The 22,786-nt window shown below is 45.3% G+C and carries 38 protein-coding genes; 36 read left to right on the forward strand and 2 right to left on the reverse strand.

Annotated elements, in window-relative coordinates:
• Positions 1-22 precede the first annotated feature (22 nt).
• From rpsS to QP775_RS25465, 33 genes are all read left to right on the forward strand, one after another.
• Positions 23-301, forward strand: coding sequence for a 30S ribosomal protein S19 (gene rpsS, locus QP775_RS25305; RefSeq protein ID WP_239333593.1), 279 nt, complete (start codon positions 23-25; stop codon positions 299-301).
• 33 nt (positions 302-334) lie between these two features.
• A complete protein-coding gene (gene rplV, locus QP775_RS25310) occupies positions 335-667 on the forward strand; it encodes a 50S ribosomal protein L22 (protein ID WP_028543513.1) in 333 nt (110 codons plus the stop codon).
• 13 nt (positions 668-680) lie between these two features.
• Positions 681-1,346 (forward strand): 30S ribosomal protein S3, encoded by a 666-nt coding sequence (gene rpsC, locus QP775_RS25315; protein WP_239333642.1) that lies wholly within the window; start codon positions 681-683, stop codon positions 1,344-1,346.
• 2 nt (positions 1,347-1,348) lie between these two features.
• Complete coding sequence (rplP, locus tag QP775_RS25320; protein ID WP_028543515.1) at positions 1,349-1,783, forward strand: 50S ribosomal protein L16; 435 nt, start codon at positions 1,349-1,351, stop codon at positions 1,781-1,783.
• Positions 1,773-1,973, forward strand: coding sequence for a 50S ribosomal protein L29 (gene rpmC, locus QP775_RS25325; RefSeq protein WP_028543516.1), 201 nt, complete (start codon positions 1,773-1,775; stop codon positions 1,971-1,973). The genes rplP and rpmC overlap by 11 nt, the downstream gene beginning before the upstream one ends.
• A 62-nt stretch (positions 1,974-2,035) precedes the next feature.
• The gene (gene rpsQ, locus QP775_RS25330) at positions 2,036-2,302 is read left to right on the forward strand and encodes a 30S ribosomal protein S17 (protein ID WP_028543517.1); all 267 of its coding nucleotides are present in this window, start codon (positions 2,036-2,038) and stop codon (positions 2,300-2,302) included.
• A 36-nt stretch (positions 2,303-2,338) separates the two neighbouring features.
• The gene (gene rplN / locus QP775_RS25335; RefSeq protein ID WP_028543518.1) at positions 2,339-2,707 is read left to right on the forward strand and encodes a 50S ribosomal protein L14; all 369 of its coding nucleotides are present in this window, start codon (positions 2,339-2,341) and stop codon (positions 2,705-2,707) included.
• A gap of 38 nt (positions 2,708-2,745) precedes the next feature.
• A complete protein-coding gene (gene rplX, locus QP775_RS25340; RefSeq protein WP_084159035.1) occupies positions 2,746-3,099 on the forward strand; it encodes a 50S ribosomal protein L24 in 354 nt (117 codons plus the stop codon).
• A gap of 26 nt (positions 3,100-3,125) precedes the next feature.
• Positions 3,126-3,668 carry a 50S ribosomal protein L5 gene (rplE, locus tag QP775_RS25345; RefSeq protein WP_028543520.1) on the forward strand — a complete coding sequence of 181 codons (543 nt, stop codon included), beginning with the start codon at positions 3,126-3,128 and terminating at the stop codon, positions 3,666-3,668.
• 101 nt (positions 3,669-3,769) lie between these two features.
• Complete coding sequence (locus QP775_RS25350) at positions 3,770-3,955, forward strand: type Z 30S ribosomal protein S14 (RefSeq protein WP_028543521.1); 186 nt, start codon at positions 3,770-3,772, stop codon at positions 3,953-3,955.
• Positions 3,956-3,987: 32 nt separating this feature from the next.
• A complete protein-coding gene (gene rpsH, locus QP775_RS25355; RefSeq protein ID WP_028543522.1) occupies positions 3,988-4,386 on the forward strand; it encodes a 30S ribosomal protein S8 in 399 nt (132 codons plus the stop codon).
• Positions 4,387-4,419: 33 nt separating this feature from the next.
• The gene (gene rplF / locus QP775_RS25360; RefSeq protein WP_028543523.1) at positions 4,420-4,962 is read left to right on the forward strand and encodes a 50S ribosomal protein L6; all 543 of its coding nucleotides are present in this window, start codon (positions 4,420-4,422) and stop codon (positions 4,960-4,962) included.
• Between the two features lie 62 nt (positions 4,963-5,024).
• Positions 5,025-5,393 (forward strand): 50S ribosomal protein L18, encoded by a 369-nt coding sequence (gene rplR, locus QP775_RS25365; protein WP_239333583.1) that lies wholly within the window; start codon positions 5,025-5,027, stop codon positions 5,391-5,393.
• A gap of 26 nt (positions 5,394-5,419) precedes the next feature.
• A complete protein-coding gene (rpsE, locus tag QP775_RS25370) occupies positions 5,420-5,917 on the forward strand; it encodes a 30S ribosomal protein S5 (protein ID WP_028543525.1) in 498 nt (165 codons plus the stop codon).
• A gap of 13 nt (positions 5,918-5,930) precedes the next feature.
• The gene (gene rpmD, locus QP775_RS25375; protein WP_239333581.1) at positions 5,931-6,116 is read left to right on the forward strand and encodes a 50S ribosomal protein L30; all 186 of its coding nucleotides are present in this window, start codon (positions 5,931-5,933) and stop codon (positions 6,114-6,116) included.
• A 90-nt stretch (positions 6,117-6,206) separates the two neighbouring features.
• The gene (rplO, locus tag QP775_RS25380; RefSeq protein ID WP_239333579.1) at positions 6,207-6,647 is read left to right on the forward strand and encodes a 50S ribosomal protein L15; all 441 of its coding nucleotides are present in this window, start codon (positions 6,207-6,209) and stop codon (positions 6,645-6,647) included.
• A complete protein-coding gene (gene secY / locus QP775_RS25385; RefSeq protein WP_285109328.1) occupies positions 6,647-7,945 on the forward strand; it encodes a preprotein translocase subunit SecY in 1,299 nt (432 codons plus the stop codon). Before rplO ends, secY begins: the two co-directional genes overlap by 1 nt.
• Before the next feature lie 145 nt (positions 7,946-8,090).
• Positions 8,091-8,735, forward strand: a complete 645-nt coding sequence (locus QP775_RS25390; protein ID WP_239333575.1) for an adenylate kinase — start codon at positions 8,091-8,093, stop codon at positions 8,733-8,735.
• Positions 8,736-8,740: 5 nt separating this feature from the next.
• Positions 8,741-9,493 (forward strand): type I methionyl aminopeptidase, encoded by a 753-nt coding sequence (gene map, locus QP775_RS25395; protein ID WP_285109329.1) that lies wholly within the window; start codon positions 8,741-8,743, stop codon positions 9,491-9,493.
• A 9-nt stretch (positions 9,494-9,502) separates the two neighbouring features.
• Positions 9,503-9,814 (forward strand): KOW domain-containing RNA-binding protein, encoded by a 312-nt coding sequence (locus QP775_RS25400; protein ID WP_239333571.1) that lies wholly within the window; start codon positions 9,503-9,505, stop codon positions 9,812-9,814.
• 2 nt (positions 9,815-9,816) lie between these two features.
• Positions 9,817-10,032 carry a translation initiation factor IF-1 gene (infA, locus tag QP775_RS25405; protein ID WP_006676514.1) on the forward strand — a complete coding sequence of 72 codons (216 nt, stop codon included), beginning with the start codon at positions 9,817-9,819 and terminating at the stop codon, positions 10,030-10,032.
• Positions 10,033-10,130: 98 nt separating this feature from the next.
• Complete coding sequence (rpmJ, locus tag QP775_RS25410; protein ID WP_003333770.1) at positions 10,131-10,244, forward strand: 50S ribosomal protein L36; 114 nt, start codon at positions 10,131-10,133, stop codon at positions 10,242-10,244.
• Between the two features lie 18 nt (positions 10,245-10,262).
• Complete coding sequence (rpsM, locus tag QP775_RS25415) at positions 10,263-10,631, forward strand: 30S ribosomal protein S13 (RefSeq protein WP_028543532.1); 369 nt, start codon at positions 10,263-10,265, stop codon at positions 10,629-10,631.
• 16 nt (positions 10,632-10,647) lie between these two features.
• Positions 10,648-11,043, forward strand: a complete 396-nt coding sequence (rpsK, locus tag QP775_RS25420; protein WP_028543533.1) for a 30S ribosomal protein S11 — start codon at positions 10,648-10,650, stop codon at positions 11,041-11,043.
• 136 nt (positions 11,044-11,179) lie between these two features.
• Entirely contained in the window at positions 11,180-12,124 is a 945-nt protein-coding gene (locus QP775_RS25425) for a DNA-directed RNA polymerase subunit alpha (protein ID WP_028543534.1), read from the forward strand.
• A gap of 33 nt (positions 12,125-12,157) precedes the next feature.
• Positions 12,158-12,523 (forward strand): 50S ribosomal protein L17, encoded by a 366-nt coding sequence (gene rplQ, locus QP775_RS25430; RefSeq protein ID WP_239333569.1) that lies wholly within the window; start codon positions 12,158-12,160, stop codon positions 12,521-12,523.
• Between the two features lie 183 nt (positions 12,524-12,706).
• Positions 12,707-13,483 (forward strand): tRNA pseudouridine(38-40) synthase TruA, encoded by a 777-nt coding sequence (truA, locus tag QP775_RS25435; protein WP_285109330.1) that lies wholly within the window; start codon positions 12,707-12,709, stop codon positions 13,481-13,483.
• Between the two features lie 258 nt (positions 13,484-13,741).
• Complete coding sequence (gene rplM / locus QP775_RS25440; RefSeq protein WP_239333565.1) at positions 13,742-14,179, forward strand: 50S ribosomal protein L13; 438 nt, start codon at positions 13,742-13,744, stop codon at positions 14,177-14,179.
• Between the two features lie 20 nt (positions 14,180-14,199).
• Positions 14,200-14,592 carry a 30S ribosomal protein S9 gene (rpsI, locus tag QP775_RS25445; protein ID WP_028543538.1) on the forward strand — a complete coding sequence of 131 codons (393 nt, stop codon included), beginning with the start codon at positions 14,200-14,202 and terminating at the stop codon, positions 14,590-14,592.
• A gap of 359 nt (positions 14,593-14,951) precedes the next feature.
• Entirely contained in the window at positions 14,952-15,644 is a 693-nt protein-coding gene (locus QP775_RS25450; RefSeq protein WP_239333449.1) for a phosphoadenylyl-sulfate reductase, read from the forward strand.
• A gap of 27 nt (positions 15,645-15,671) precedes the next feature.
• Complete coding sequence (gene sat / locus QP775_RS25455; RefSeq protein WP_285109331.1) at positions 15,672-16,850, forward strand: sulfate adenylyltransferase; 1,179 nt, start codon at positions 15,672-15,674, stop codon at positions 16,848-16,850.
• A 90-nt stretch (positions 16,851-16,940) separates the two neighbouring features.
• Entirely contained in the window at positions 16,941-17,738 is a 798-nt protein-coding gene (gene cwlD, locus QP775_RS25460) for an N-acetylmuramoyl-L-alanine amidase CwlD (RefSeq protein ID WP_285109332.1), read from the forward strand.
• A gap of 70 nt (positions 17,739-17,808) precedes the next feature.
• On the forward strand, positions 17,809-18,936 hold the full coding sequence (locus QP775_RS25465; RefSeq protein WP_239333443.1) for an Mrp/NBP35 family ATP-binding protein: 1,128 nt from the start codon (positions 17,809-17,811) through the stop codon (positions 18,934-18,936).
• 88 nt (positions 18,937-19,024) lie between these two features.
• On the opposite strand, the gene gerD is transcribed toward QP775_RS25465, so the two are convergent.
• The gene (gene gerD, locus QP775_RS25470; protein WP_285109333.1) at positions 19,025-19,699 is read right to left on the reverse strand and encodes a spore germination lipoprotein GerD; all 675 of its coding nucleotides are present in this window, start codon (positions 19,697-19,699) and stop codon (positions 19,025-19,027) included.
• A gap of 190 nt (positions 19,700-19,889) precedes the next feature.
• Between gerD and QP775_RS25475 the strand changes: the two genes are divergently transcribed.
• Entirely contained in the window at positions 19,890-20,450 is a 561-nt protein-coding gene (locus QP775_RS25475; RefSeq protein WP_239333439.1) for a KinB-signaling pathway activation protein, read from the forward strand.
• Positions 20,451-20,476: 26 nt separating this feature from the next.
• Here QP775_RS25475 and pdaB read toward each other — a convergent pair whose 3' ends face one another.
• Positions 20,477-21,241 (reverse strand): polysaccharide deacetylase family sporulation protein PdaB, encoded by a 765-nt coding sequence (gene pdaB / locus QP775_RS25480; RefSeq protein WP_239333437.1) that lies wholly within the window; start codon positions 21,239-21,241, stop codon positions 20,477-20,479.
• A gap of 130 nt (positions 21,242-21,371) precedes the next feature.
• On the opposite strand from pdaB, the gene QP775_RS25485 reads away from it, so the two are divergent.
• Both QP775_RS25485 and QP775_RS25490 read left to right on the forward strand, forming a co-directional pair.
• Complete coding sequence (locus QP775_RS25485) at positions 21,372-21,986, forward strand: stage II sporulation protein M (protein WP_285109334.1); 615 nt, start codon at positions 21,372-21,374, stop codon at positions 21,984-21,986.
• 250 nt (positions 21,987-22,236) lie between these two features.
• Complete coding sequence (locus QP775_RS25490; RefSeq protein WP_028543547.1) at positions 22,237-22,461, forward strand: hypothetical protein; 225 nt, start codon at positions 22,237-22,239, stop codon at positions 22,459-22,461.
• Positions 22,462-22,786: the final 325 nt, after the last annotated feature.

Below are 22,786 nucleotides of genomic sequence, written 5' to 3' on the forward strand. Positions count from 1 at the left end.
CTCGTGAAGGGAGGATTCACACATGGGTCGCAGTTTGAAAAAAGGACCATTCATTGATGGTCACCTTTTGAAGAAAGTTGAAGTTATGAACGAAGGCGGCAAGAAAGTCGTAATTAAGACTTGGTCCCGTCGTTCCACAATTTTTCCTCAATTCATCGGTCACACAATTGCAGTATATGATGGCCGCAAACATGTACCAGTTTACGTTACAGAAGATATGGTAGGACACAAGTTCGGAGAGTTCGCACCTACTCGTACGTACAAAGGTCATGATGATGACAAGAAAACGGGCAAACGATAATTCAGAACTTAGCATTTGAGGGGAGGTACTAACATGCAAGCGAAAGCTCATGCAAATAGTGTTCGCATCGCTCCCCGCAAAGTCAAGCTCGTTATCGACTTGATCCGCGGAAAGCAAGTAGGCGAAGCAATTGCAATTTTACGCCACACGCCAAAATCGGCGTCCCCAGTGGTTGAAAAATTGTTGAACTCTGCTATTGCCAATGCAGAACATAACTATCAATTGGACGTGAATAAGCTCGTAATTGAGCAAGTATTCGTGAACGAAGGTCCAACATTGAAACGTTTCCGTCCTCGCGCAATGGGACGTGCAAGCCGTATCAATAAGAGAACTAGCCACATCACGCTTGTGGTATCCGAGAAATAAGGAGGGAAAACGTGTGGGTCAAAAGGTAAATCCCGTCGGACTTCGAGTAGGTATTATCCGTGATTGGGAATCTAAATGGTACGCTGAGAAAGACTTCGGCGCATTGCTGATTGAAGACGTTAAGGTTCGTGAGTACCTTAAAAATAAACTTAAAGACGCAGCTGTGTCTAAAATCGAAATCGAACGTGCCGCTAATCGCGTGAACGTTACGATTCACACCGCTAAACCAGGTATGGTAATTGGTAAAGGCGGTTCCGAGGTTGAAGCTCTTCGTCGTGAAGTAACTAAAATTGCTGGCGGCAAAAAAGTGCACATCAACATTTCGGAAATCAAAACTCCAGACTTGGATGCAATTCTCGTTGCTGAGAGCATTGCACAACAACTGGAGCGCCGCGTTTCTTTCCGTCGCGCGCTGAAACAAGCGATTCAACGTTCTATGCGTTCAGGTGCAAAAGGAATTAAAACAGCGGTAAGTGGTCGTTTGGGCGGTGCTGAAATCGCTCGTTCTGAAGGATACAGCGAAGGAACTGTACCACTTCATACGCTTCGCGCCGACATCGATTATGGCACGGCAGAAGCTCATACAACTTACGGCCGTATCGGCGTAAAAGTATGGATCTATCGTGGAGAGGTACTTCCTACGGCTAAGAAAAAGGCTGTTGAGGAAGGAGGCAACTAATCATGTTGGTACCTAAACGTGTCAAACATCGTAAACAACAACGCGGTAGCTTGAAAGGTCGCGCTAAAGGCGGCACAACTGTAAACTTCGGTGAATACGGTTTACAAGCTCTTGAACCTACATGGATCACAAACCGTCAAATCGAGGCTGCTCGTATTGCGATGACTCGTTACATTAAACGTGGCGGTAAAGTATGGATCAAAATCTTCCCGGATAAGCCAATTACGCAAAAGCCTCTTGAGGTGCGGATGGGTTCCGGTAAAGGTAACGTTGAGAAATGGGTAGCTGTTGTTAAGCCTGGTAAGATCATGTTCGAACTTTCTGGTGTTCCTGAGGAAGTCGCTCGTGAAGCAATGCGCCTCGCTGCACACAAACTCCCTATCAAGACGAAGTTTGTGAAACGCGAAGAAATGGGTGGTGAAGCAAATGAAAGCTAGTGAATTCCGCAACTTGACCACTGCTGAACTTGAACAAAAGATTGTCGGATTCAAGGAAGAACTTTTCAACCTCCGTTTCCAATTGGCTACTGGACAGCTTGACAACCCAACTCGCATCCGTGATGTACGTAAAGCAATTGCTCGTGCTAAAACGGTATTGCGTGAAAGAGAACTTGGGATTACTAGCTAATTTAGCGTCAAGATCTTGACTATAAATAGACATCCTGTACTCAGGAAGGAGGCAACACACTCATGAGTGAACAACGCAACGCTCGTAAAGTGCAAGTTGGTAAAGTGGTCAGTGACAAAATGGACAAAACAATCGTAATCGCGGTTGAAACGTACAAAAAGCATGACTTGTACCACAAACGCATTAAATATACGAAAAAGTTCAAAGCTCACGACGAGAACAACGAAGCTAAGATCGGCGATACTGTAAAAGTCATGGAAACGCGTCCTTTGTCGAAAGACAAACGCTGGAGACTGGTAGAGATCGTTGAGAAAGCTGTAATCGTTTAATGCTCGGTTAGTTTTAACCGGAAGGAGGAAAACAGAATGATTCAACCATTTACACGTTTAGCTGTAGCAGACAACTCTGGTGCAAAAGAACTGATGTGTATTCGTGTCTTGGGTGGTACGGGACGTCGCGTAGGCCACATTGGAGACTTGATCATCTGCTCTGTAAAACAAGCAACACCAGGCGGCGTTGTCAAAAAGGGTGACGTTGTAAAAGCAGTTATCGTTCGTACGAAGCGTTCCGTTCGTCGTAAAGACGGTTCTTACATCGCATTTGATGAGAACGCAGCGGTAATTGTTAAAGACGATAAAGGCCCACGTGGAACACGTATTTTCGGACCAGTTGCTCGCGAACTTCGCGATAAAGACTTCATGAAAATCGTTTCCTTGGCACCGGAAGTTATTTAATCAACTTGCCTGCAAGCAAGGTTCAGGAGGTGTGACACATGCCACGAATGAAGAAAGTACTGGAGTCGCATAACAACAAATTGCACGTGAAAAAAGATGACACTGTCATCGTTATCACTGGTAAAGACAAAGGTAAAAAAGGCCGCGTTATCGCAGCTTTCCCACGTCAAAACCGTGTTCTTATTGAAGGTGTTAACATGGTGAAAAAACACCAAAAGCCTAACCAAAAGAACCCGCAAGGCGGTATCGTTGAACAAGAAGCTCCAATTCACGTATCGAACGTAATGCACGTGGATCCTAAGTCGGGCAAAGTAACACGTATTGGTTACAAAGTGTTGGAGAACGGTAAAAAAGTACGTGTTGCAAAACGCTCCGGCGAAATCATCGACTAATCGCTAGGAAAGGAGGTCCATTTTACATGGCAGCTCGCATGAAAGAACGTTATTTGAACGAAATAACTCCTGCTCTGATGCAGAAGTTCAACTATACAACGGTAATGCAAGTACCTAAAGTAGAAAAAGTCGTCATCAACATGGGTATGGGTGAGGCAGTTTCGAACTCCAAGGTCTTGGATACAGCTGTTGCCGAATTGCAATTGATCTCTGGTCAAAAGCCAGTTATCACTCGCGCTAAAAAATCCATCGCAGGCTTTAAGCTTCGTGAAGGAATGCCGATCGGTGTGAAGGTGACACTACGTGGTGAGCGTATGTATCACTTCCTGGACAAATTGTTCAACGTCACGCTTCCACGTGTCCGCGACTTCCGCGGTATCTCTAACAAAGCGTTTGACGGCCGCGGTAACTACACGCTCGGTCTGAAAGAGCAAATCATTTTCCCTGAGATCGAGTACGATAAAATCGATAAAGTACGCGGTATGGACATCGTTATCGTTACTACAGCGAAAACGGACGAAGAGTCCCGTGAATTGTTGACGCAACTCGGCATGCCTTTCACGAAATAATCGTCAAAATCGAAAGAGTAATCTATTCGATTCATAAGTAATAAGGACAATGAGTTTGTTAGTGACCTTGGTCCTACAAATATCATAGGAGGTGTCAACACGTGGCAAAAACTTCGATGCTGGTAAAACAACAACGCAAACCGAAGTTCAAAGTGCAAGGATACACTCGTTGTGAGCGTTGTGGTCGTCCGCATTCTGTATTACGTAAATTCAAAATTTGCAGAATTTGTTTCCGCGAATTGGCATATAAAGGCCAGATTCCTGGCGTTAAAAAAGCAAGCTGGTAATCAACCCTGTTGCGGGAAGGAGGTTTACACTAATGGTTATGTCTGATCCAATTGCTGATATGCTTACACGCATTCGCAATGCTAACACAGTACGTCATGAAACGGTGGAAATGCCTGCTTCTACAATGAAGAAGCAAATCGCTGAGATCCTCAAGCGTGAAGGCTTTATCCGTGATGCAGAATATATCGATGACAACAAACAAGGGATCATCCGTATCTTCTTGAAGTACGGTGCTAACAATGAGCGTGTCATCACAGGCTTGAAACGTATTTCCAAGCCAGGATTGCGTGTATACTCTAAATCGAACGAGGTACCTCGTGTACTCGGCGGTCTTGGTATCGCGATCATCTCGACGTCTAAAGGCGTTGTTACGGATAAAGAAGCTCGTCAATCCAAATCTGGCGGCGAGGTAGTCTGCTACGTTTGGTAATTAATCGCATAATGATTGGAGGTGCAACAACACATGTCTCGTATTGGTCGCAAACCAATTGACGTTCCAGGTGGCGTAACAGTTACTTTGGACAATAGCGTGATTACGGTTAAAGGACCGAAAGGAACGTTGTCTCGTGAACTTCATAAAGATATGCAAGTATCTGTAGAAGAGAACGTAATTAACGTTGTTCGTCCTTCTGATAATAAACTTCACCGTTCCCTGCACGGAACAACTCGTAGCGTAATTAGCAACATGGTTAATGGTGTAACCGAAGGTTACTCCAAAACTTTGGAGCTGGTTGGCGTAGGTTACCGTGCTAACAAAGCTGGGGACAAACTTGTATTAAACGTTGGTTATTCCCATCCGGTAGAAATCACTCCGGAAGCAGGCATCGAATTCGACGTTCCTGCACAAACGAAAATCATCGTTAAAGGTATCGACAAAGAGCGCGTTGGTGCTTATGCAGCTAAAATTCGTTCCGTACGTGAGCCAGAGCCATATAAAGGTAAAGGTATCAAGTACGAAGGCGAACGCATTCTGCGTAAAGAAGGTAAAGCTGGCAAGAAGAAGTAAGATCTTGCCTAGCTCGCTTACCCGTGTAGCTTAATGGCTAAACTGAAGGGAGTGAAACAATCGTGATTACGAAAGGCGATAAGAACAAAGCTCGTTTGAAACGTCACCTTCGTGTGCGTAAGAAAATTGAAGGAACGACAGCACGTCCGCGTTTAAACGTATTCCGTTCCTCTAAACATATCTACGCTCAACTCATCGATGATGTTAAGGGCGTAACAATCGCAGCAGCTTCCACTATGGATAAAGAGGTTGCAGAAGGCATCTCTAACGGCGGTAACGTCGAATCCGCTCGCAAAGTTGGCGAGTTGGTAGCGAAGCGTGCGAAAGATGCAGGCGTAACTGAAGTGGTATTTGACCGTGGCGGTTACTTGTATCATGGACGTGTCCAAGCATTGGCAGACGCAGCTCGTGAAGCTGGTCTTGAGTTCTAAGAATTTAACAAAAGGAGGTTGACGACTTGCGAGTTGATCCAAACACGTTAGAACTGTCTGAAAAAGTTGTTCAAATCAATCGTGTGTCTAAAGTCGTAAAAGGCGGACGTCGTTTTAGCTTTAGTGCACTCGTTGTTGTCGGAGACGGCAAAGGCTGGGTAGGCGCTGGCATCGGTAAAGCTTCCGAGGTTCCTGACGCTATCCGCAAAGGCATCGACGATGCTAAGAAAAATCTCATTCATGTTCCTTTCGTCAATACGACAATCCCTCACTTGGTAACTGGAAGCTTTGGCGCTGGTAAAGTGCTCTTGAAACCAGCATCCGAAGGTACTGGGGTTATCGCTGGCGGCCCGGTTCGTGCCGTGTTGGAGTTGGCTGGTGTAGGCGATATCTTGACAAAATCGCTTGGCTCTTCTAACTCAATGAACATGGTAAATGCTACGCTTGAAGGTCTGTCCCGTCTGAAAACGGCAGAACAAGTAGCGAAGTTGCGTGGCAAATCCGTTGAGGAACTGTTAGGATAAGGAGGGGACTACGATGGCAAAATTGCAGATTACCCTCGTTCGCAGTCTGATCGGTCGTCCAGAGAATCAGCGTAAGACGGTGAACACTTTGGGCCTGCGTAAGATGAATCAGACGGTTGTTCAAAATGACAACCCTGCGATTCGTGGCATGGTTAATCAAGTGAATCACTTGGTTAAAGTAGAAGAAATTGAAGGCTAAGCCAAGCAGCTTAGCTTCAACTTGTTCAACCACAATGAAACAACTTATAATACATTAACGGCATAAATAATTAAGGAGGTGCGACGAACGATGAAGTTACATGAACTTTCTCCAGCACCTGGTTCCCGTGAGGAGCGTTACCGCAAAGGACGCGGTATTGCATCTGGTAACGGTAAAACTGCAGGTCGCGGTCACAAAGGTCAAAATGCTCGTTCCGGCGGTGGTGTTCGTCCGGGCTTTGAAGGCGGTCAAAACCCACTGTACCGTCGTCTGCCTAAACGCGGATTCACCAATCCTACTCGTAAAGAGTATGCGGTGTTGAACGTAGCTGACTTGAACAGCTTTGCAGCTGGAACAGAAGTTACTCCGGAATTGCTCATGGAACAAGGCATCATCAAGAACCCATTGAGCGGTATTAAGATCTTGGGTAACGGTGATTTGTCTGTTCAACTTACGGTTAAGGCTAATAAGTTCTCTCAAGCTGCGGTAGAGAAGATCGAGGCTGCCGGCGGCAAATCCGAGGTGATCTAATGTTTAAGACCGTATCGAATATATGGCGGGTCGAAGATCTTAGACGTAAGATATTATTTACGCTTATGATCTTGATCGTCTATCGCGTTGGGTCATTTATTCCTGTTCCCGGCGTCGATAAATCGGTCTTTGAGGCAACCAACCAAGGCAGTGACTTGTTCAGTCTCATGAACACGTTCTCCGGGGGAGCGTTATTCAAATTCTCTATCTTCGCACTAGGAATCATGCCGTATATCACGGCATCGATTATTGTGCAGCTTCTATCGATGGATGTCGTGCCGAGGTTTGCACAGTGGGCGAAGGAAGGTGAAGTCGGTAAACGCAAGTTAGCTCAAATTACTCGTTACGGAACGATAATTCTGGGTCTGATTCAAGCATTCGGTACAGCGATTGGTTTCAACCGCTTGTACGGGTTGCAAATGGTTCCGAACGCGACTTTAACAGATTACATTGTAATCGCCATTGTTCTAACGGCCGGAACTGCGTTTCTGATGTGGCTTGGTGAACAAATTACGGAGAAAGGTGTCGGCAACGGCATCTCGATCTTAATCTTTGCCGGTATCGTGGCAGCAATACCAACGCATATCGGTGAGATTTATCAATCGCAATTTGTCAATGGCGACGGATCGCTCTTCCTGAACATTGTCAAAATGCTTGTAATTGCGCTATTCATCGTATTTATTATCGTAGGGGTTATCTACATTCAACAAGGTAACCGCAAGATTCCGGTGCAATACGCAAAACGTGTCGTCGGCAATAAAATGTACGGCGGACAAAATACGCACATTCCGCTTAAAGTGAATGGTGCTGGTGTAATTCCGGTCATCTTTGCGGTTTCGCTATTGATGTTCCCAATTACAATCGCTCAGTTCTGGACAGGTAAAGCATGGGCTAACTGGGTGATTAACAATATGTACTACGACAAGCCGCTTGGCATGGTGCTGTACGTGCTGTTAATCGTCGGTTTCACATTCTTCTACACGTTCGTTCAAATGAACCCTCAGCAAATGGCGGATCAATTGAAAAAGAACGGCGGCTATATCCCAGGCATTCGTCCGGGTAAAGCAACAGCAACATACTTGACGCGTGTAATGTCTCGTATCACGCTTGCAGGTGCAATCTTCTTGGCTCTCGTTTCCGTTATTCCTGTGTTCTTCGGAGCACTTGCAGGATTGCCGCGTTCGGTGCAAATCGGCGGTACATCTTTGCTCATCGTGGTCGGCGTAGCGCTTGATACGATGAAACAGATCGAAAGCCAGTTGATCAAACGACATTACAAAGGTTTTATCAACAAATAGTCAATAGGTTCTGATAGAGCCGTTAAGGCTCATCGGCACCTATTGTGCTGTTTCTTGTAGAGCAGAGGCTTAACGAATGCCATCGAAAGATTAACACTTCCGACGAAAGTTAAGCCTATGCTTACCAAAAAGGGAGTGACATTCGATGAACATTCTATTCATGGGGCCTCCTGGGGCAGGTAAAGGAACACAGGCTGAACGTATTGTTACGGAATTCCGAATTCCTCATATCTCCACAGGCGATGCATTCCGCGCAGCAATGCGAGAAGGAACGCCAATCGGTCTAAAGGCAAAGGAATACATTGATCAAGGTCTGCTCGTTCCAGATGACGTTACGGTTGGTGTCGTTCGTGAACGACTTGCTCAGCCGGACTGTGAACAAGGCTTCCTGTTGGACGGCTTCCCTCGTACTTTGGCACAAGCGGAAGCATTAGACGATATGCTCGAAGCTATGGGACGTAAGCTTGATCATGTCATCGACCTGAGCGTTGACCGTAATTTATTGCTGGCACGTCTCACAGGCAGACGTATTTGCAAGTCTTGCGGCGCGACGTACCATGTCATTTTTAACCCGCCACAACAAGAGGGCGTATGTGATAAATGCCAAGGCGAGTTGTACCAGCGTTCGGATGATTCCGAAGAGAAAGTTGGAACACGCCTTGACGAATATATCAACAAGACGGCTCCTTTGCTTTCATACTATGGAGACAAAGGCTTGTTGCGTCAGGTTGACGGTGAGAAGGAAATCGATACGGTGACGTCTGAGATCGTATCTTTACTGCGAGGTTAAAACGAATGATCATTTGTAAGTCCGAAGTGGAATTAGGCTTCATGAGGGAAGCAGGGCGAATTGTTGCGGAAACGCACCGTCTCATGGCCAACTCCGTCAAGCCGGGTATTACAACTCGGGAACTTGACGCCATCGCTGACAAATTCATTCGCAGTCAGGGGGCAACCCCTTCTTTCAAAGGCTACAACGGATTTTCCGGCAGCATTTGCGCATCAGTGAATGAAGAGCTGGTGCATGGCATTCCCGGCGATCGGATTTTAAACGAAGGCGACATCATTAGCATCGACATCGGTGCGCAGTATCGCGGATACCATGGCGACTCTGCTTGGACGTATGGAGTCGGCAAGATTTCGGACACCGCTCAGCGGCTGCTCGACGTCACGGAGCGTTCGCTCTATGCCGGACTTGAACTTATCAAGTCGGATGTCCGCCTGTACACGATATCCCATGCGATTGAACGCGTGATCGAGGATGCAGGTTTTTCCGTTGTACGTGAGTACGTTGGTCACGGGGTAGGTGCGGATCTTCATGAAGAACCGCAAATTCCGAACTACGGCACTCCGGATCGCGGACCTCGTCTCAAACCGGGCATGACGCTCGCCATTGAGCCGATGGTCGTTATCGGGGAACGTTATGTGAAGACGCTCGCGGATAACTGGACGGTTGTAACGGTGGACGGAACATGGTGTGCTCATTTTGAGCATACAGTGGCTGTAACACCGGACGGTTGTGAAATCTTAACGACATTAGAGAAGTAGGTGATTGGGATGAGCAGCATTCCGAACCCGCAGCTCGGCCAGTTCGTTAAGGTGCTTCAGGGCCGCGGTGAAGGCAAGCTTGCCATCATTGTTGGTGTGGAGCCTTCGCGATACGTTAACATAGCGGATGGGGACAAACGAAAGTTTGACCAGCCGAAACGTAAAAACTTGCTTCATTTGGAGTTGCACGAGGCGATAAGCCATGAAGTTGTCGATAGTTTAAAGGAAAGCGGACGGGTCACAAACAGTAAGCTGCGCTATGTTATTGCAAAATACACGGAGCAACTGGCCGCTGCAAATGGTAATCAGAAAGGAGAATGACGTTGGCTAAGGAAGATGTGATTGAAGTTGAAGGCACGGTAATTGAGCCGTTGCCAAATGCGACATTTAGAGTTGAACTTGAAAATGGACACCAAATTCTTGCCCATGTTTCCGGAAAGCTGCGGATGCATTTCATCCGTATCCTTACTGGGGACAAAGTGGTCGTACAGCTGTCGCCATACGATTTGAGCAAAGGTCGCATCACTTATCGAAAATAGCACTCGGAACTCGAAGGGCGCTTGCAATGCCTTGCAAACCGTCCGGTATATCGAAAGCGGTTTGACGTGTGCAACTTTAGGACTGGGAGGTATTCAGCATGAAGGTAAGACCTTCTGTTAAACCTATCTGCGAAAAATGCAAAGTTATTCGCCGCAAAGGTAACGTTATGGTAATCTGTGAAAATCCGAAACACAAACAAAAACAAGGATAAGAAGGGGGTGTAGCGTTAATGGCTCGTATAGCTGGTGTAGACTTGCCACGTGATAAACGCGTTGAGATCGCCTTAACATACATTTTTGGTATTGGGAAGACTACTTCTCAAAAAATCATCGCGGAAACTGGCGTAAACAAAGATACTCGCGTTCGTGACTTAACGGAAGAAGAAGTTAACGCAATCCGTGAAGCAATCGACAAAAAGGTTAAGGTTGAAGGTGACCTTCGCCGTGAAATTTCTTTGAACATCAAGCGTTTGGTTGAGATTGGATGCTATCGTGGTATCCGTCATCGCCGTGGCTTGCCTGTTCGCGGACAACGTACTAAGACTAATGCTCGTACACGCAAAGGTCCTCGTCGTACGGTAGCTAATAAGAAGAAGTAAGGAGGGATAAGTAGCAATGGCTAAACCGAAAAAAGCAGTACGTACTAAACGTCGTGATCGCAAAAATATTGACACTGGTGTGGCACATATCCGTTCCACGTTTAACAACACGATTGTAACAATCACGGATACACACGGTAATGCAATTTCTTGGGCGACTTCAGGTGGATCGGGCTTCAAAGGCTCACGTAAATCTACTCCGTTCGCCGCTCAATTGGCTGCAGAAACAGCTGCGAAAGCAGCTATGGAACATGGCATGAAGACGGTAGAAGTAATGGTTAAAGGCCCAGGCGCAGGCCGTGAAGCTGCCATCCGTTCCTTGCAAGCTGCAGGTTTGGAAGTTAGCTCCATTAAAGACGTAACTCCAATCCCGCACAACGGCTGCCGTCCGCCAAAACGTCGTCGCGTATAGTTATACGCACGACTCAAATGTCGTATATAACTTACGCCTGTTGGTAATAATGGTTGTTTAGGCATACTGCATGAATCGACCGACCTTAGGTGTTTCTAAGTTAACGCCAGCGACGTTTTGAAGGAGGGTTATACAAGTGATTGAGATCGAAAAGCCGAAAATCGAAACCGTTGATGTCAATGAGGAAGGCACTTACGGCAAGTTTGTGGTGGAGCCGCTTGAACGCGGCTACGGCACAACGCTAGGGAACTCCCTGCGCCGTATTTTGCTGTCCTCTTTGCCAGGCGCTGCAGTAACATCCGTTCAAATTGACGGTGTACTGCACGAGTTCTCGACGATTCCAGGCGTCTACGAAGACGTAACGGAAATTATCTTGAACTTGAAATCCCTGTCGCTTAAAATCCACTCCGATGAAGAGAAAATTCTCGAAATCGATGCGGATGGCGAAGGGGTTGTAACGGCTGGTGACATCCGTGCGGACAGCGATGTGGAAATTTTGAACCCGGATCTCCGCATTGCAACACTCGCTCAAGGTTCCAGACTCCACATGCGCATTTATGCGAATCGTGGACGTGGCTTCGTGCTTGCGGATCGCAACAAGAATGAAGATCAACCGATCGGTGTCATTCCTGTTGACTCCATCTACACGCCTATCTCCCGCGTTAACTATAGCGTAGAGAACACGCGTGTAGGCCAAGTGACGAACTATGACAAGCTTACGCTTGAAGTATGGACTGATGGCAGCATTCGCCCTGAAGAAGCGGTGAGCCTCGGCGCGAAGATCTTGACGGAGCATTTGATGCTCTTCGTAGGTCTGACAGACGAAGCAAAAGACGCTGAAATCATGGTGGAGAAAGAGGAAGATAAGAAAGAAAAAGTACTTGAGATGACTATCGAAGAGCTTGATCTTTCTGTTCGTTCTTATAACTGCTTGAAGCGTGCAGGCATCAACACTGTTCAAGAGCTGATTACGAAAACAGAAGAAGACATGATGAAAGTCCGTAACTTGGGCCGCAAGTCTTTGGAAGAAGTTCAAGAAAAGCTCGAAGAACTTGGTTTGGGCCTGAGAATGGAAGACTAAACGGGACTTGTCTTAGAAGGAGGGGAAACTACAATGGCATATCAAAAATTGGGTCGTGATTCCAGCGCGCGTAAAGCGTTATTCCGTGACTTGGTAACCGACTTGTTCTTGTATGAGCGCATTCAAACAACTGAAGCTAAAGCGAAAGAAGTTCGTTCGATTGCTGAAAAGTTGATCACTAAAGCGAAGCGCGGTGACTTGCACGCTCGTCGTCAAGTGGCAGCATTCGTACGTCGTGAAACAGTTGATGGGGAGAAAGACGCTATCCAAAAGCTGTTCTCGGAGCTTGCACCTCGTTATGCAGAGCGTCCGGGCGGATATACGCGTATCTTGAAACTTGGTCCTCGCCGTGGCGATTCAGCGCCTATGGTGTACTTGGAACTCGTTGACCGCGCGTAATTACGACACGGTACACACGATATAACACTGTGTGAGCAGTGTGGAAGAAGGCTCCCCTTGAGGAGCTTTTCTTTTTGTCGGGATCTTGCGGTTATGCCAATTAAGCTCGACTTACTACGATTTACCGTCTGAGATAGAACGTGCTTTTCTAGAGCCATTCTATCGTACGTCACGGAGGTTAGCATGCGAAATATAGGGATGACCGTTGCTTACGACGGAACTGCGTACTGCGGCTTTCAGTCGCAGCCAGAATTGGATACCATTCAAGGACGTATTGAAAAAGCGATTGCCATGCTGACCGAAGAACATGTCGTTATTACGGCTTCAGGCCGTACAGATGCCGGTGTTCATGCGCAGGGGCAAGTGTTTAATTTTATTACGACCTCCGCTATCCCAATTGAGCGGTGGGCCTTGGCGATGAATTCCAGACTTCCTCGTGACATTGTCATTAAGGATGCTTGGGAAGCGCCCATGGACTTTCATGCCCGTTACTCGGCTAAACGAAAGACGTATCGTTACTCCATTCTGTCAGAACGTATTCCGGATCTGTTCCAACGCCATTATGAGTTTCATCATCCGGGACGCCTACAACTGGAACCGATGCGTGCAGCTCTTAAGCATTTGGAAGGAGAGCATGACTTTACGTCTTTCGCTTCGCCGAAATCGACAAAGCAGATTCACGTACGCACGATATATCAGGCGTGGATGGAGTATGAGCCGAGCCAGAGCGGTGAGCCAGGACGCGGCAGATATCATTTATTTGTCACAGGCAATGGGTTTCTATATAATATGGTGCGCATTATTGCAGGTACTTTACTCGTAGTGGGCAGAGGTAAGATATTACCGGAAGCAATTCCGGGTATTTTAGCCGCATGTGATCGCGGAACAGCAGGTCCTACTGCAATGTCTCACGGTCTTATGTTATGGAGTATTGATTACGGCGGGGAAGAGCGTCTGTAGCGTTTCTTTTTTCGAAAAACAACTTGCGTAAAAGCCCTTATTATTGTACAATAACAAATGTGTTTCTTTATGGCTTCCCACGGCCCCCAATAAAGAAATTACATTACTGTCTAGAACCTAATAATCAAATGTAACATATGACTTGAACGATATATACAGCATTGCGAATACCGCAGTTTGAAAGTGCTGCAGTGTCATTACACATGATGCTGAGCTGACACTTTCAAATGCAGCATATTCACCAGAGGAGGAAGTTTCATGCGTACCACTTACATGGCGAAACCAGCTGATGTTGAACGCAAATGGTTCGTTATCGATGCAGAAGGCAAGACGCTTGGTCGTCTCGCTTCCGAAGCTGCGGCACTGATCCGTGGCAAACACAAACCTACTTTCACACCACACGTTGACGGCGGTGACTTTGTTGTCATCATCAACGTTGACAAAGTTGTGTTAACAGGTAAGAAATTGCAAAACAAAATGTACTACCGTCACTCGATGCATCCAGGTGGTTTGAAAGTGACAAGCGCTCAAGAAATGTTGAACAACAAACCTGAGCGCATGGTTGAACTCGCTGTTCAAGGCATGTTGCCTAAGACACGCATGGGCAACAGAATGAAGCTTCGTGTTAAAGCTTATGCAGGCGCAGTACATCCACATCAAGCACAACAACCTGAAGTTTACGAACTTCGCGGATAATCGAAAGGGAGGACAGTACCATGGCACAAGTACAATACTATGGGACAGGTCGTCGTAAGCATTCCGTAGCGCGTGTTCGCCTCGTACCAGGTGAAGGCCGCATCGTTATCAATAAACGTGACCTTAACGAATACTTCGGTTTGGAGACTTTGAAACTTATCGTTAAGCAACCATTGAACCTCACAGAGACAGTCGGCAAGTACGACGTGTTAGTGTTGGCTCATGGTGGCGGTATCTCCGGCCAAGCTGGCGCAATTCGTCACGGGATTTCCCGTGCATTGCTTAAAGCAGACCCAGAACTTCGTCCAGCATTGAAAAAAGCTGGATTCTTGACTCGCGACCCACGTATGAAAGAGCGTAAGAAATACGGTCTTAAAGCAGCTCGTCGCGCGCCACAATTCTCGAAACGTTAATCCCTTATCAATCAGGGATTTCAGCCTCGGACCTATCGGTCCGGGGTTTTTTATTTTATAAGGCTTATTTTTATGAAACGACTTATGAAATATTCAACATGATGTTCCCCATAAAAACATAGATACATACGCTTAATGAGCCTTTTTCCTGAAATGGAAGGGGCTTTTTTTCTTTTCGCAAGTATCATCTATAATTTCCTCGTATATTTCTTTAATCCAAATACCTTAGGCCCAAATAGTGAATATACTTCTAACCAAAATGAAAAAAATGAATTGACATTTAGAGCCAAACTGAATAATCTATAAAGTAGATAAAACACACCTAAATAGTAGGAATATAAATTGGAGGATGCGGTATCATGAATCTATTGGAGAAAGAAGCGTTAATTGCGGAAAAGGCCGTGCAATTTGAACCGGCTTCTGCTGAAGAAGTGATTGCATGGGCGGTACAAACCTTTCCTAATCTTACGTTTGCATGCAGCTTCGGTGCAGAAGATGTTGTTGTAGTTGATATGCTGCAGAAGATTAGTCCTTCAACCGATATTTTCTACCTGGATACACAGTTTCACTTTGATGAGACGTACGAGACTCGCGACCGCATATCTTCCCACTATAATTTAAATTTCGTACGTGTGGCTCCAGTACTAACCCCAGAACAGCAGGCCGAAGTACATGGTGAGGAACTTTGGAGTTCTAACCCCAATCAGTGCTGCAACATTCGCAAAGTAGATCCCTTGACTAACATTTTAAGCAAATATGATGCGTGGATAACTGGTATTCGCCGTGATCAAGCACCCACACGTGCTAATTCCAAAAAGGTCGAATACGATACCAAGTTTGGACTCGTAAAATTCAACCCGCTGGCAGCTTGGACATGGGACGATGTATGGGCTTATATTCGGGCCAATAATCTTATTTACAATCCACTACATGATCGTAATTTTCCGAGTATAGGCTGCATACACTGCACTCGTCCTGTAATGGATGGGGAAGATCCTCGAGCAGGAAGATGGGCAGGTACAGGAAAAGTCGAGTGTGGTCTTCATAAGTAAGCATTGAGTGATTAGGAGGAACATGTAATGACGGCATGGGCAATACCGCCACACGGTGGTCAACTGATTAATCGTCTTGTCGAAGGCCAGGCTCGAGAACAATTGCGATCAGATTTGACAGGAGCGCCTGTTATTAAAATTAATCGCTGGGCGCTCTCGGATCTTGACCTAATTGGTGTAGGCGCATTCTCACCATTAACAGGCTTTATGAACGAAGAGGATTACAATCGTGTAGTGTCTGAGATGCGATTGGCTAACGGTACGGTGTGGAGCATTCCAATTACGCTTGCAGTAGCGCCTGCGACCGTAAAGGAATTGGAAGTCGGCAAATTGGCTGCGCTTGTAGGCGAAGAGGATAATGTATTGTATGGCTCGATAGTAGTGGAGTCTATCTATGGGATTGATCCTTTTCACGAAGCAATTAATGTATTTAAGACCTCTGATATTGCACATCCAGGTGTACAGAAGTTGTTGGATCGTCCAACTACTTATGTTGGCGGGAGTATTCAATTAATTGAGCGTCCGAAGCCAGAGCGTTTTCAGGACTACTATTATGACCCATCTGAGACAAGAAGATTATTTGCAGAGAGAGGCTGGCGTACAGTTGTAGGTTTCCAGACCCGAAATCCTGTTCACCGCGCACACGAATACATTCAAAAGAGTGCGATGGAAATAGTGGACGCTTTGTTCTTGAATCCATTAGTAGGGGAGACCAAGTCTGATGATGTGCCAGCTGATGTGCGCATGCGAAGTTACTTGGCACTGATTGACGGTTATTATCCCTCGGATCGGGTATTTTTAGGTGTCTTTCCAGCAGCTATGCGTTATGCAGGACCGAGAGAGGCTATCTTCCATGCTATTGTACGGAAAAATTATGGATGTACACACTTTATCGTCGGACGAGATCATGCAGGTGTAGGCGACTATTATGGTACTTATGAAGCACAAGAAATTTTCCGTCGCTTTGAAGCCAAAGAGCTAGGAATTACACCGTTATTTTTCGAACATAGCTTCTTTTGTAAAGCGTGTGGCAACATGGCTTCAAGCAAGACTTGCCCACATCCTAAGGAACAGCACCTCACGTTGTCTGGAACGAAGGTAAGAGCGATGCTGCGTGATGGTGTATGCCCGCCGCCTGAGTTCTCCCGTCCTGAAGTTGCTCGGATTTTAATTGAAGGGATGACCGAGCCAACGGTTCGCGTATAATTAAATAAGCTTGGCAGGACATGCGTATATTTGTCCACCTTTCCCCATATAGATGTTATAAGGTAATGGGGCGGAGGTGGACTATTTCTTATGTGGAGAACTAACAGCAATAATAATGCTCGATCATCACAACGAAGACAGCGCAAAAGTCGAATTTTGTTGATACCATTAAGGCATGTCCGACAGTGGCTAATAAGCATATGTCTTGTAATCTTGGTTATTGTTATAATGACGGCTGATATGCCTGCAACACAGACCTGGACTTATTGGACGACACCGTTGTCAGGGAAAATAGTGGCTATAGATGCAGGTCACGGCGGGGCAGATGGTGGCGCAAGCAGCAGGCAAGGTGTTATTGAGAAAGATATTAATCTCGCGATAGCTCTCCAATTGAGGGATTACTTACAGCAGGCAGGGGCTGTTGTGGTTATGACTAGAGAAGGGGATTATGATCTGGCGGACAAGGATACGAAGGGATACGCCAAGCGAAAAGCGGAAGATTTAAAACGCAGAGTCCAATTTATTTCAGAGAAGCAAGCGGATTTGTTGATCAGCATACATATGAATAGTATCCCGTCCAATAGATGGAGTGGTGCACAAACGTTCTATGCCAAGAGTATGCCCAACAATGAATTGCTAGCCAAGTTTATACAGTTAGAAATTAGACGCAATCTGGAAAATACCGAACGTGTGGCCAAGTCGGACGATCGAAATTTATATTTGCTGCGTATGCTGAAGATTCCATCAGCTTTGGTCGAGGTAGGCTTTTTGTCGCATCCTGAGGAATCCAGGCAGCTTGCTGATGAACAGTACCAACTAAAAGTAGCTGCGTCTGTATACAAGGGCATTTTGCGTTACATGTCTGGAGAATCCGTTGGTAATGATTAACGGTGTGATATAATGGACATGTATGGAGGAAGTATAATGCTCAAGTATAGATAGAGACGAGGTGCTTCGCTTGATAACTAGGGAACAGTGTATAGACGTGCTACAAGGGATTAAAGAACCAGTAAGCGGACGTGACTTAACCGATATCCAATGGATTCGTGACATGATGATCAAGCCTGATCAAGTTTCACTGACAGCCATCGTTGCACCAGACAATGCATCTGCAGAGCAGCGTGAACAGCTCATCGAGGAGATTAAGCGCCGTGTTCATACCTTAGACGTTGCAGATGTACATGTGCGTACCAGAATTGCCTCTGAACAGGAATTATCAGCCATTGGTATTCAGGCAGCTCAGCCGGATTCTAACCAGGGAACCTCATCTGAGCGTGCTCCACAAGGTCATGGTGCAGGATTAGAGAATCTTAGTCCACTGCTTGCGGCGTCCTCTAACGTAACCTTTATTGCGATTGCTAGTGGAAAAGGCGGAGTTGGCAAGTCAACAGTTACGGTGAACTTGGCGGTAGCATTGGCGCGATTAGGGAAGAAAGTGGGCCTGATCGATGCCGATATTTACGGCTTCAGCGTACCAGATATGATGGGAATTGAGGATAGGCCAGTCATTGTGAATGAACGAGTCATTCCAATAGAGCGTTTTGGAGTCAAAGTTATGTCTATGGGTTTCTTTGTAGAAGATAACAGTCCGGTTGTATGGCGAGGTCCTATGCTTGGCAAGATGCTGCGCAACTTTTTCCAAGAGGTAGAATGGGGAGAACTGGACGTTGTGCTGCTTGACTTGCCGCCGGGTACCGGAGATGTGGCCCTCGATATTCATCAAATGCTTCCACACAGCAAGGAGATTATTGTAACTACACCGCATGCAACTGCCGCATTTGTTGCAGCGCGCGCCGGTACGATGGCGATTTCAACCAAGCATGAGATTATAGGTGTTGTGGAAAATATGGCTTATCTAGAATGTGGATCTTGTGGCGAGAAAGAGTATGTATTCGGTCGCGGAGGCGGAGGAAGACTGGCAGAAGCATTGTCCACGAAGCTGCTGGCACAGATTCCATTAGGGGCGCCTGATAATCATCCTTCTGAACCAGACTTTTCACCATCCGTATATAAAGCTGATTCCAAGATAGGTGGTTTGTATTTGGAATTAGCACAGTCATTGTTAGACAATGAAGGAACCATTTAATTGTTTCAAGTAATTATGAATACGCATACTTTTAAAGGGAGCGTGTTATCACGCTCCCTTTAGTCACCCTTTCAAATTTGACGTGAGGCTAGCTATTTTTCTTATCTTGACCGCTTTCGCTGTCCCCACCTGATGAACCGGATTCCTCACCCGATTCACTATTTTGCCCATCACCTTTGGATTTTTCTTCTTTAGGCTGAAGCTCTTCCTTTACAACCTTAGACATAATCTCCATCACTTCAAGCTTAAACATCGGACTGTTCATGGCATCTTTCATTAAGGTCATCATTTGTTTTCGATATTCAGGTGATTTCATTGCGTCCAGATAAGCCTTCATCGTATCAGGTGACTTTAATATATCCCCAACTGACTTTTGATAGGAAGGATCTTTAATCAGCTCTTTATGAAGCTGTTTATTTTCCTTACTGATTGCTTTGGCGAATTCCCCTGCAAATTTAGGATCCTTCATCACCTGCTCAAGCACCTTATGGTAATCGGGCGATACAAGTGTATCTTTGACAGCGAGTCGTACTTGCTCCTGCTGCTGCATATTCATGGATTGCATTTGAACGGTATTGGTGGAGCCTTGCGCCTCTTGAATCGCTTTTTGCCCTTCTTCCGTTTTAAGAATATCAACGACCATCGTTTTAAGTTCCTTGTAATCCATTTGATTGCTGGAAGCCTGCTGGTCTTGGTCACAGGAGGTGACTAACAACATAAGTGCAATACCTAATAAAGTAGTACGGATGACCGCTAATCGCATAGTCATGGAACTCCTTTCTCATCTCACTTCACGCGTAGTATGGCGGAATAATTTATGAATTATGTTCGAAAGCGATAGTTTTTTTATGCGAATATTGGTAAAATAATGAACATTGCGGAGGTGGAGCCCCTTGAATCTTAGAAAATGGTCTTTCTTATTTTGGACAACCTTGTGCGTGGGGGGAGCAGTCATGTTACTGACAGGACTGTCCATGCAATTGTTCCAGCAAGAGTTAGGTAACCTTAGAGGCCCTGTAGACGTTGTAATTAACGTGTTCCAATTGGCCATTAGCGGCTTTATGATTAGCGTATATGCACAGATGGGTTTCTTTGCGTATTTGACGCTTAATTATATTGCCCTGGGTCTGTTCAAAAAAGGCTGGCAGTATATTCAAGTCGTCTTAACCGTATTTGTTCTGCTTGATGTTATGTTTTTACGCACGATGCTTGGTGAGGAACGGGATATAACCTCTGATGTAATCATTGGAGTTGCGATGCTTATTGTGGCCATTGTTGTAACTTTATTCAAAGTCAAAGGCACGAATCGCGCAGCATTCATTCCAACCATGTTCTTTATGATTGTAGCGACGACCATTGAGACATTGTCTGCTTTAAATGTCAGCCATATGGCAACCTGGTTTGTATTTATTCCTTTAGTTTCATGTAATGCTTATCAGATTTTAATTTTGCACCGCCTTTTACGTTCAAATACCGCAAATACAGAAGTTTTACCTGTAACAGCCAAAAGCTGACGGATATCCGTCAGCTTTTTTACATATTATTGATCTTGTATCGTTTTATTTTTCATTTCTGTTTGTTGGATTAATTCGGACACGGTGACGAACTCATAGCCCTTGGCCCTTAACTGATCGATAATAGCAGGCAGTGCAAGGTGAGTCTGCTTGCTCGAGTCGCTGGCATGCATCAAAATGATGTCTCCTGGATGGGCTCTGTCAATAACACGCTTCGTAATGTTGTCCGCTCCGATGTTCTTCCAGTCCAGAGAATCTGTATCCCACTGGATAACTTTATAATTAAGCTGCTCAGCAATACGTAGCACACGTTTGTCAAAGTCTCCATTAGGCATTCGGATCAAGTTAGGCTCTTTGCCCGTAATTTCAGATAACATTTGATGTGCGGTCGAAATCTGTTTACGAATTTCATCATCATTTAAGCTGCTGTAATTAACATGCTTATGCCCATGACTACCAATTTCATAACCGGCCTCAACCATCTTCTTTACCGTATCAGTATGCGTTTTGCTCCATGGAGAAGATAAGAAGAAGGTTGCTTTTTTTAAGTCCTTCTGCTGAAGGATGTCCAAAATTGGCTGTGTACGCTTGTCTCCCCAGCTGATGTCAAACGTAAGAGCCACAACTTTCTTGTCGGTTGGAATGCTGTAAATAGCGGAAGGACTTCCTTCTGAAAAGACAGTAATATTGTCGCTTTCCACATAGACAACACCTGCCGCAAATAATGCGGCAACAATCAGGAAGAAGACGCGTTTAATTTTTTTACCGCTAAACACATAAAAAGAATTCATGCAACGTGCGCTCCTCTCGTTACGTAGCTAACGTTAGCGGCAGGCCATTGCGGGCTTGTCACGCTTGTTTAATACACTGTATGCTGAGTTAATAGAATTATGACTTACAAAAGGGAGAGGGACGAAGACCATGTTGAGCTTGCGATCGTTTTGCGCAACACTTAATGAAATCAAATGGTATATCGCATTAGCGTGCGTTTTGTTTGTTGGGGGATATTTTATTGGTCATGGTTGGAGCGGGTTAGAAACCTTTTTGAAGCAACAGCTTGAAGGGATCGGTCAGATTAAAGATTCACTGTCGAATTCTTCAAACAAAGAGTTATCCTTTTTTGTGTTTATTTTTTACAATAATGCATTAAAGGCAATCTTTATCATGTTTGCAGGGATAGCCTTTGGTCTGCTACCCTTGGGTTTTTTAATCATTAACGGTATGGTTATAGGTTTTTTGATCCGGGTTATGTCAGAAAACAACGTGGATCTCCTTACCGTTGTCGTTCGTGGATTGCTGCCACACGGCATATTAGAGATACCAGCCATCCTGATAGCGGCAGCATTTGGAATGCGATTTGGTGTTCTTGTATTGCAGCGTATGAGTAAGCGTTATCGATCCAATACTGCTAACCCAACCATTGGAATGTGGACGAAGAAGACGGCAGCGGGAGCAGTTTGGATTACTTTAGTGTTGCTGGTTGCGGCTATTATAGAAAGTACAATAACGTTCTGGTTGATGAGTGGAGCAGCTTAAGTAAATGTACTTCGAAATTACGATTTGAAACTGCATACTGACATGTAACTATCAGATTTGCTTAGGTAGTCTTAGCAATATCTTAAAATAAGCACACACATAGTGATAAAAATCAGTAAAAATGAGCATAACAGTAAAGCGGTCCATCTTAGTCACGCATAACGAGGAGAGCTCGTCATCATTGACAAAGAGAGCGGACCGCTTTTGTTCTTTTAAACGTAAGTCGAAGTTGTTAAGGGGGTTAGTAGCCATGTTGGGATTTCTATTTAATGAACAGGAATGTAAAGAGCTAGGTTATATGCTGCGCAAAGAACTGGATGAAATGCTGTTGGATCTAGGAGATAATCGATTAGACAAAGATGTTCGCAGAGCTATCGCTGCTAGATACCGAACTGTATTTAGGATGTATGCTCGTATTGCGACTCCCAAAGACTTGTCGCGCTATGCACGCAATCACAGGTTAATTCCGATGTAGTTATCCGACTCTAGTCTGGTATTGAGAAAGTTCACTGTATGAATGTGATGGGGCAGGCAAGAAAGAGCGGGGATAACCAACTTTCAAACTTTTTTGAAAAAAGGGTTGACGTATAATATCAATTTATGATAAATTATCTTTCGTTCCCTTCTTGAGCGAACAAGCTTAAAGAAGAAACAGAAGTTGAATTGAAGAAATAAACTTAAAAAAAGTTGTTGACTTCGATTGAACAACATGATATATTATAAAAGTCGCCGCTGAACGGCGGTGAAGAAAAGAAAGTAACTTACAATTGTTCCTTGAAAACTGAACAACGAGCAACGTT

Origin of the sequence: Paenibacillus sp. UMB4589-SE434, assembly GCF_030226685.1 — a bacterium.
GTDB lineage: Bacteria > Bacillota > Bacilli > Paenibacillales > Paenibacillaceae > Paenibacillus_B.